This window comes from Bartonella massiliensis (assembly GCF_902150025.1).
In the GTDB taxonomy this organism is placed as follows: domain Bacteria; phylum Pseudomonadota; class Alphaproteobacteria; order Rhizobiales; family Rhizobiaceae; genus Bartonella; species Bartonella massiliensis.
Genome location: NZ_CABFVS010000032.1, coordinates 1 through 9,809 on the forward strand (window position 1 = coordinate 1; position 9,809 = coordinate 9,809).

Consider the following 9,809-nt stretch of genomic DNA (forward strand, 5'->3'; position numbering starts at 1 on the left):
CTTTAAACAATGCCGTTTTTTCTAAAAATTGAGTAAAATCCCATGCCTTTATGATGCTACAATGGTTTTGAATTTTGCTTGCTTATCTTGTTTCAATAGGCGCCCCCATTTAACTTTGTATTTTTAAACGATAACTTTTAAAACGTTTTTTGATAGCTTGCTTGCATATGTCAAAAAAAGCTTTTGATCATAAGACATAACGTTTTGAATTTCATATCTGCTATTTCGTACCTCGGTAAAAAAATACCGTGATTATAAAATCATTATTTTTTAAAATCCTCTTATGCGCCCTTATGAATTAAAACCTATAAGCGCTTTAAAAGTTTCAAACGATTATTTTCCTTTTAAGGTTTCGCTCAAAAAAGAGCAAAATACACATCATTCTTTTTTATGTTATCGATAATTTAAAACGACTAAATTTTTAATAATGCGATTTGTGAATGATAAAAACGTATCATAAAATTTATGAACTGTTATGAATGATAGCTGCTTTTCATTTCATTTGAATACACACATGCGTTATAATATTCGCATCATGATTTACTTTTTATGGTCTATTCATACGTGGCAATTGTTTATAAAAAATGGTCAAATGAATCATGCATAAAAGTGTGGATTCTTAAGTGGATTCATATAAAATAATTACAAACAACCTATTGACTTTATTGTGCTTTTTGATATTATATCTTTTAAGGCTTCTAAACGCAAGCCTTCCCATTGTTTGATAAGTTCTAACCCTTCTTTGGATATCTTTCTCATCTAAATCCTCCATAAAAAAAAGCCCCACAAACGTGAGGCTGGATTAAAATCTTCTTTGTATAATCTCTATTGGCTATGCTCTTTGATCAACTTCTCAACTTCTTCAACGCGAAAGCCAAGTTGAAAAAGCGGCGCATATTCGCTTTCCTGTAATTCATACTGACAACGCTTTTCTACAAAATCTCCATTGAGGTCAGACGGCATTTCAGTTGTCATACAAACCTTATGCGTATCATCTTCTAGCCCTTCTTCTCCTTCTTGAAGCTCTTTAACAAAGACCCAATAAAAACGCGTTGCTAAAAGATCTTTTAGCCTCCTTACTGTTTCAGTTTTATCAAATTCAAGCATATTCAGATAATCTTGCTTTGTATTTAAATGCTCTGGATAATCGATCATCTACCCCTCCTAAACAAAATGACGAGGACGGCTACAACCACGCGCCCCTAATTGGTGATTGTCTCTAGCAGAAGAAACAGCAGAGCGTGCAAAATATCCGCTATCGGCGCCATGGCTCCATCCACCTCCTCCTGATAACCACCTCATTTCTAACCTAGCTTGCCCCCTATTCGTTATTTGCATAGGAAATGTTCCGGATAAAAACTGCCAAATATAACCGCAACCATCTTCACACCCTATATGAGAGATCATGCGACGTTTTGCCGTATCAATGTGACCACCTGAAATCTTAGGAGAAGGTGCCTTTTTACCTTGAATACTTGTCTTATCATTACTCCCATGCATAGCAGAAGCAAATTCTTCATCACTTAATAATGACTTATTTACAAGCATCATATCTGTTACATGATCTGTATAAGTACGCCCCGTTGTAATTGGAACATTATAGGCTGAGCGGGCATTTTTACCTGTCCCTGATTGAAGATAAATATCAACCCAAATATCTTGAGAAGGGTCATAGACCATTCCTTCTGGGGAACTATGTGGACGGTGATTCAAACACCATACAGAATTCGGTAAAATATCCCCTGCTCGATAACCCGATAAAGGATGTCCTTCAATCACACCAACATCCGCACAAAGCGTATGAAAGCCCCCTATCTTGACAGAATTATCCGCTGTGTAGCCATTCGGATAAGTAGAATTTAATGAAGCGCCAAAAAGAACAGTGTTGTTATCATTTCCTGGAACCATATAAATATAATAATCTTTACCTGGATCAAGACGATTAGAAAAATCTAGCTTTTTATCTTCAGAGACTGTATGAAAACGAAAATCCTCATCATTCACATCGACACGGCGCAATATTGTTCCTTTTTTAATCAAAATAGTTTGTCGACCATCACCAACTATCAAAAATGATCGTTCCTGAGAAAATACAGTGAAATGCACTTCATTATTTATGAAAGAAAGGAAATTTTTTATACCTTCTTTAAGACCTTCAATCTGTTGACTATTGTTCTTTACTTGATCTTGTGTATCAGAAAAATTAAACGAAATAAGGGATTTATTGGTGTTCTCGACTATCGTTTTGGCTTCTTCGGCTGTCCTTTTCGCTCTATCCGCTGCTTCCTTAGCTTCCCTTGCTTCTTCTTTCACTTCTTCCAAAGATTTATTCGCAGCATTGACTATCCGTTCTACAGCGGATGCTTTAATCTCGGCTGTTTCGGCTTTACTCTTTGCATCTTCTGCTATCTTCTTTACTGCCTCTACACTCTCTTGACCTGCTGTCTCTCCTGAGCGCACCGCTGTTTCTGCTGCTGCTTTCGCCTCATTGGCTATTTTCGTTGCTTCCTCTACACCCTGTTGCGCTTGTTCTGCTTGCATCTTTGCACTATCCGCCGAACTTTTTGCTTCCAAGGCTATCGTTTTGGCATTGCTTGCCTCTTCTTTTGCTTCTTCTGAAAGATTTTTCGCAGATGTCGCTGTTTGATTTGTTTCATTCGCAACTGTCTCTAAACTTTCGGCTTTAGCCTTTGCCTCTTCCGCTAGTGTCTTGGCTTCTCCAGACTTCGTCAACGCTTCCGAAGTTTTCTGGCTTATTTCATCTCCTTTCTGCTTGGCTGTAGTGGCTGTCGATAATGCCATGTCTGCAACGCTTTTAACATCTCCAAGCGTTTGTTTAGTTTCCTCAGCAATCCCCTTGGCATCATGAGATGTGCTGGATGCAGTATCCGCCGAACTTTTCGCTGCATTTGCTTCTCTTAATGCTTGCTCAGCGTTTTTTTGCGCCTCTGTAGATGCTGTCGTTGCTTTTTCTGCTAAACCTTTAACTTCTTTAGAAATCTCCTTGACCTCATTGACTGATGTAAGCGCTGTAGAAGCTTTCTCCTTCGCATCACTCGATTCTTTAAGCGCACTTGTTGAAGCATTTTTAGCTTCTGTTGCTAGCTGTTTGGATTCTTCACAAACACTCTTACTTTCTTGTGCAATTCTCTCTGCTGCCTCGGCTTTCTTCTGAACTTCTTCTGCTAAACTCTTGGATGCTTCACTCCCTTCACGAACGGCTTGTCTATCAGCTTGTAATGCCTGCTCTGCTGCTGCCTTGGCTTCATTGGCTATTCGAGAGGCTTCTGATGCCTCTTGTTGAGCCTCTTCCGCTTTCGACGTCGCTTTGCCGGCTATCTCTTTCGCTTCTCCTGAAAGAGTTTTTGATCCCTCTGCTGCCTCCTTGGCTGCTCTTGCATCGCTTAAAGCTGTCTCTACTGACGTTTGTACTTGAGATACTGTTTTTGTGAGTTCTGTGACTGAAGATGTCGCACGTTCCGATAACCCTTTTACCTCTTCCGCTATATCCTTGGCATCATCGGCTGTCTGTTTGGCTCTATCTGCCTTAAGACTTGCTTGGGTTGCTACTGTCTTGACTTCATTACACGTCGCTACCACTGTTGCGGCGACTTGCGTTGTCTCTGTGGCTGTCTGCTTTGCCTCTCGCGCAGTTTGTTCTGCACGTTCAGCAATCGACTTCGATTCATCGGCTAACCTCTTGGTTTCTGTCGAGACATTCACTGCACTGTCACTTGCTTGCTTGACCTCTGCAAAACTTTCCAATGCCGTTGCCAATGAACCTTTCGTACCACTGATTTCTCCTGTAGCTCTATCAAATGCTGCCTTTGCCTCTTCTGCCAATTGCTTTGCCGCATCTGACGTATTCTTGGCTTCTTCGGCTAAGCCCTTGGCATCATTGGCTGTGTTAGACGCCGTCTCTACCGTTGTTTTCGCTGCATTTGCTTCTCTTAATGCTTGCTCGGCGGTTTTTTGCGCTTCTGTAGATGCTGTCGTTGCTTTTTCTGCTAAACCTTTAACTTCTTCAGCAATCCCCTTGACATCATTGACTGATGTAAGCGCTGTAGAAGCCTTCTCCTTCGCATCACTCGATTCTGTAAGCGCATTTGTCGAAGCATTCTTGGCTTCTGTTGCTAGCTGTTTGGCTTCTTCACAAACGCTCTTGCTTTCTTGTGCAACTCTCTCTGCTTCCTCGGCTTTCTTCTGAACTTCTTCTGCTAAACTCTTGGATGCTTCACTCCCTTCACGAACGGCTTGTCTATCAGCTTGTAATGCTTGCTCTGCAACTGTCTTAGCCTCAGAAGCTATTTGAGATGCCGTTGTTGCTGCCTGTTGTGCCTGCTCTGCTTTCGTATTTGCACTATCTGCTGCACTTTTTGCCTCTTCCGCTAACCCCTTCGCTTCTGATGCTGTTTGGGATGCTTGTTCTCCTGTGCCTTTGGCTAATTCTGCTACAGTCTTAACAGATTCAACGGATACTTTTATTTCATCATAAGCCGCCTTTGAGTGTTCTGAAAGTCTCTTTGCCTCTTCTGCCGTGCTCTTGGCTTCTCTTGATTCTGTTAAAGCACTATTGGCTGTTGTTTGCGCAGAGCTTGCTGTGGTTGTTGCTGTTTCACTTGTTTTCTTGGCTTCTAACGCTGCCGTCTTCGCATCTGTCGCCAGATTTACTGCTGTCTCTGACGTGACCTTCGCACCATCGGCTGTTTGCTTCATTTCATCAAAAGCATTTTTCGCTTCTTGCGCTAATCTTTCTGCTGCTTCCGCTTTAGCTTTCGCATCATCTGCTAAGCTCTTGATCACTTCTCCTCCACGGACTGTTTCACTACCTGAACGCACTGACGCCTCTGCAACTTCCTTGGCCTCTTTGGCTACGCGAGACGCTTCGGATGCTTCTTGTTGTGCCTGCTCTGCTTTCGTTTGTGCACTATCTGCCGCGCTTTTAGCGTCTAAAGCTGTGGTCTTTGCAACACCGGCTTCTTGTTTTGCTTCTTCTGATAGACTCTTTGCTGCTGTCGCTGTTTGTGCTGCATCATCACTCGTTTGTTTTGCTGCATTAGCAATAGTCTCTAAATTTTCTGCTTTATTCTTGGCATCCGATGCTAGCTCTTGTGACGTTGTCGAAGCGCTTTTTGCCTCTTCTGCCGTACTCTTTGCTGCTTTTGCATCACTTAAGGCTGTCTCTACTGACGTTTGTACTTGAGATACTGTTTTTGTGAGTTCTGTGACTGAAGATGTCGCCCGTTCCGATAAACCTTTTGCCGCTTCTGCAATATCCTTGGCATCATCGGCTGTCTGTTTGGCTCCATCTGCCTTAAGACTTGCTTGGGTCGCTACCGTCTTGACTTCATGACACGTTGCTACCGCTGTCGCGGCGACTTGCGTTGTCTCTTTAGCTGTTTGAGAAGCTTCTCGCGCTGTTTGTTCTGCACGTTCAGCAATCGACTTCGATTCATCGGCTAACCTCTTGGTTTCTGTCGAGACATTCACTGCACTGTCACTTGCTTGCTTGACCTCTGCAAAACTTTCCAATGCCGTTGCCAACGAACCTTTCGTACCACTGATTTCCCCAGAGGCTCTATCAAATGCTGCCTTCGCCTCTTCTGCCAATTGCTTCGCCGCATCTGACGCATTCTTGGCTTCTTCGGCTAAGCCCTTGACATCATCAGCTGTCTGTTTGGCAATATTCGCCGCTGTCGTTGCTGTTGTAACCGCTTCTTTTGCCTCAGTAGAGGTCGTAAGTGCTGTATTAACCTTTTCACCCGTTTTCGTAACTTCTGTAAGGGCTTGTTCCGATACGCGCTTCGATTCTTCTGCAACCTGTTGCGCACTATTTGCACGCGCCATTGCTTTTTCAGCTTCTTGCCTTGCATGAACAACCTGTTCTAACGGTGCAAACGTTTCATACGAATACAAAGAGGCCGTCCCTAAAATCTTCGGAACAACAACTGTATCTTGCGAAGTGCCTTCCCTGATTTCCTCTTTCGTCGCTACAGGTATCAAATAGTCATGACTATGATCTGGTATCTTCATCTGCTTTCGTCCTTACACCCTCTAAAGTACTTCATCCAAATAACACTCTTTCAAGTCTTCAACATCTTCTCTTAAAGCATCTAAGCGTTTCTCCATCTCTTTCAGCGAACCATCAAGCTCTGTTTTCAAAGTCTTTTTTACTAAATCAACAATCCCATGAAGAGGTGCATGCACAAACCCTCCCCCTGAATACAAAACGACCCGTACTTGTGACGGGTCGCTAAGCTCTGATATCGCAAACGGTTTTAATGTCATTTCAACTCCTCATGTCTTGATCCCATAAACGACACTCATATTAACGGGGCGTGTTTCAACACAACAAGATATTGATTTATAATGATAATTTAGCGTTATTCATATTGAATGAGAGTCTCGAATAACGTAAGATTCTCTCATTTCAAATCTCTTTATCTTGAATCAATCAAAACCACTCATTTGCACATAACAAGCGGGATGAGTGTGTGGATCAAATCTGTATAGGAAAGGACTAAAAATGGCTCTTATGAACCGTCTTAATGCAAGGTCTGTTGCAACATTGGGGGCTGGCAAATATAATGATGGTGCTGGCTTGCTTCTTCATAAGCGTAAAGATGGAGGTGCTCAATGGATTTATCGTTATACCATTCATGGTCGCCGTCGTGAAATGGGCTTGGGGGCTTTAAGAGATGTCTCTTTAAAACAAGCCCGTGAATTGGCAACGGGGTGGCGTTCTGTTCTTCGTGAAGGTCGTGACCCTATTAAAGAACGTGAAAAACAAAAGCGTGAAGCAATAAGCAATCTCCATTATTTAAAAGATATCGCGTTGGATGCTTTTGAAAGTCGTAAAGCTGAATTAAAAGGTGATGGTAAAAATGGGAATTGGTTTTCTCCCTTGCGGCTTTACATTCTCCCTAAATTAGGCTGTTTGCCCGTTTCTGAGATTACCCAAACAGAAATACGCAATGTTCTTGCCCCTATTTGGCATTCAAAAGCTGGAGTTGCTTATAGAGCTCTTAATCGTCTTAATATATGTCTCAAACATGCGGCTGCATTAGGTTTGAATGTTGATTTACAAGCAACAGAAAAAGCACGCGCTCTTTTAGGTAAACAACGTCACAAAAAGCAAAATTTACCGGCAATGGATTGGAAAGATGTGCCGGCTTTTTATAAAACACTTTGTGAAGCATCAACCCTAACACAACTGGCTTTGCGTTTGCTTATTCTGACAGGCGTTCGCACAAATCCTATACGCCATATTCATAAAGATCAGATTGATGGGGATATCTGGACTATCCCTGCTGAGAATATGAAAGGAAAGCGTGATGCTACAACAGAATTTCGCGTCCCCTTATCAACAGAAGCATTAGACGTTTTGAAACAAGCACGATTACTTTCTCGCAATGATTTCTTTTTTTCTGCAACCGGTCGAGGTCCCCTTGCTGCTAAGTGTATGGCTCAATATATGAGAGACAATAAACTTGATGCCTGCCCCCATGGTTTTCGTTCTAGTTTACGCGATTGGCTTGCTGAAACAACCGATGCCCCCTATGAGGTTGCTGAAACCATTCTAGCTCATACGGTTGGGGGTAAAGTAGAGCGTGCCTATCGTCGTACTGATTATTTAGAACAGCGCCGTGTCTATATGGATAAATGGACGGCTTATGTCACAGGTCAATCTTAAGATATGGGGTGTAATACCCCATTATCTGTGGATAACTTTATCTCTCTGTTTTCTCATTCTTTCTCAATTAAACTCATAAATTATCACATGAGAAAATGTATAATAAAATACTGTTTTCTATAAACTAAATACCTTTCATATGATGCAAAAATATGGTTAATAAATGCTTATGATTTGTTCTCATTTTTTAATATTTGAAAGGATTTTACTATGACAGAAAACGATATTCTTTTAACAGATCGTGAAAGTGCAAAATTGCTTCATATGAGTGTCTCAACTTTCCGCCGGCATGTGACCAATGGCTCTTTACCAAAACCTTTAAAATTTGGTTTTTTATCGCGTTGGTTACAATCGGATCTTATCAATGTAATCGAACAAGCAAAACAGCAACGTCAAAGTGATGCGGCATAAAAAAACCTTGTCACATAAGGATGGACAAGGCTTTTCATTTTCACACGATGATTATGGATAGCAGAGTCCGTCCTATGATGCAATCATTATAGGATCAAAAATATGTTTTCTTTTACGAATGCTTGGGGCATCACACGTGCCTTGCATGGGGTTTGGTATGGTGTTATGGACTTGCCCGTTGCCCTGCTCACGATGATCAATTGCCTAGTTTATCCATTACCAATGGAAATGATGGGCGTCTTTTACTCTACTGTTATGCTGGTTGCTCTTTTAGAGAGATCATACAAGCGCTCACAAGAATTGGCTTGCTGGGGAAACAAGCCTTTTTAAAAGCCAATGGCTGCAAAACAGATCAAAAACCAGCAGATGATGCGGGTCGTAAAGCAGATTTTACTTTAGCAAAGCGTGCTTATAGCCAAGGCTTTGAGGTCTTTATCATGCAAGCTCCAAAAGGAACCGATTTCAACGATTTTCTCTATCATTCAAGGTACGTAATATGAAACAAGATAATAAAAATATTTTAGAGAAGAATACCCCCGTCAATGATAACGATAATGCCTCTTTAAATGATAATGCTTGTTTAAAAGCCATTCCTTATGAACAAGCCTTGCAACAAAATGGTTGGGGAGAATTAAAACCAATTGCTACGGCTCTCTTACCCGTCGAACCTTTTAATCCATTACAACTCCCAATGCCATTCATGGACTATATTTATGACGTTTCAGAGCGTCAACAAGCCCCTCTCGATTTTATGGCTGTCTCTGCTCTCTGTGGTTTGGCTGCTGTGATTGGTAATGGCGTGCGGATTGCTCCAAAACAACATGATGATTGGACAATTGTTCCTAATCTCTGGGGCGCTCTTATTGGTCAATCGTCAACATATAAAACACCAGCCATGAAAGCTGCTTTAGCCCCTATCACGCGCCTTCAAAAGGAATGGTATAAAGAGTGGTTAAAACAGAAAGAAAGGCAAGAAATTGAAGAGAGGCTAGAAAGTTTAGACAAGAGAGAAAAAGAAAAACAAGCCAATAAAGCGCTTAAAAAAGGTGAGTGTGAAACAGCCCGTGCTCTGTTGTTTGAAACGCTCTCTAAAGACAGTGCTCATGATGATGATGTCTCGCGTTTTATTGTCAATGATGTGACCGTCGAAAAGCTTGGGGAATTGTTAAAAGAAAACCCCCGTGGTCTCTTAATGGTCCGTGATGAACTATCTGGGTTTTTAGCCAATTTGGAGAGAAAGGAATATCAAACAGACCGTTCTTTCTATTTAACAGCTTTTAATGGAGATGATCAATTTACCTATGACCGTATCGAGCGTGGAACCATTTTTATTCCCCATGTAACTTTATCAATGATTGGAGGCATTCAACCTTCACGAATTATTCCCATTATTCAAGCCATGCACCGTGGAATAAACGATGACGGTTTATTGCAACGGTTTCAAATGCTGGTGTGGCCCGATGAGACAAAAGATTGGCAATTGGTTGATAGACCTCCCAATCAAGAGGGTTGGCAAAAGTATGAAGGTGTTTTTCGTTCTTTTCGTGATAAACGACTAGGTTCTCCAGAACATCCGCTGATCATGCGTTTTATGCCAAAAGCACAAGAGAAATTTTATGAATGGCTAGAAAATCTTCATAGAGAGGCAAAAAGTGGTCGTTTCTCTGAAAGCTTACAATCGCATGTTTTAAAAATGCCAAAGACT

Annotated in this window: 7 protein-coding genes and 1 pseudogene; 4 read left to right on the forward strand and 4 right to left on the reverse strand. The window is 41.5% G+C overall.

Going from position 1 to position 9,809, the window contains the following annotated elements; genetic code table 11:
• Positions 1 to 663: 663 nt before the first annotated feature.
• The 4 genes and pseudogenes from FNZ60_RS07620 to FNZ60_RS07645 form a co-directional block, all read right to left on the reverse strand.
• Positions 664 to 759 (reverse strand): annotated as a pseudogene (locus FNZ60_RS07620) (lysozyme); the annotation flags it as partial.
• 66 nt (positions 760 to 825) lie between these two features.
• The gene (locus FNZ60_RS07625; RefSeq protein ID WP_142417014.1) at positions 826 to 1,155 is read right to left on the reverse strand and encodes a hypothetical protein; all 330 of its coding nucleotides are present in this window, start codon (positions 1,153 to 1,155) and stop codon (positions 826 to 828) included.
• Positions 1,156 to 1,164: 9 nt separating this feature from the next.
• Positions 1,165 to 6,033, reverse strand: coding sequence for a phage major tropism determinant (locus FNZ60_RS10275; protein WP_246054753.1), 4,869 nt, complete (start codon positions 6,031 to 6,033; stop codon positions 1,165 to 1,167).
• 21 nt (positions 6,034 to 6,054) lie between these two features.
• Entirely contained in the window at positions 6,055 to 6,288 is a 234-nt protein-coding gene (locus tag FNZ60_RS07645) for a hypothetical protein (protein ID WP_142417015.1), read from the reverse strand.
• Positions 6,289 to 6,526: 238 nt separating this feature from the next.
• Between FNZ60_RS07645 and FNZ60_RS07650 the strand changes: the two genes are divergently transcribed.
• The 4 genes from FNZ60_RS07650 to FNZ60_RS07665 form a co-directional block, all read left to right on the forward strand.
• Positions 6,527 to 7,693 carry a tyrosine-type recombinase/integrase gene (locus FNZ60_RS07650; RefSeq protein WP_142417016.1) on the forward strand — a complete coding sequence of 389 codons (1,167 nt, stop codon included), beginning with the start codon at positions 6,527 to 6,529 and terminating at the stop codon, positions 7,691 to 7,693.
• 210 nt (positions 7,694 to 7,903) lie between these two features.
• On the forward strand, positions 7,904 to 8,104 hold the full coding sequence (locus FNZ60_RS07655; protein ID WP_011180791.1) for a helix-turn-helix transcriptional regulator: 201 nt from the start codon (positions 7,904 to 7,906) through the stop codon (positions 8,102 to 8,104).
• A gap of 152 nt (positions 8,105 to 8,256) precedes the next feature.
• A complete protein-coding gene (locus tag FNZ60_RS07660) occupies positions 8,257 to 8,604 on the forward strand; it encodes a hypothetical protein (protein ID WP_425456840.1) in 348 nt (115 codons plus the stop codon).
• Positions 8,601 to 9,809 (forward strand): YfjI family protein (locus FNZ60_RS07665; protein WP_142417017.1); only part of this gene is annotated, 1,209 nt, incomplete at its 3' end. The genes FNZ60_RS07660 and FNZ60_RS07665, both read left to right, overlap by 4 nt.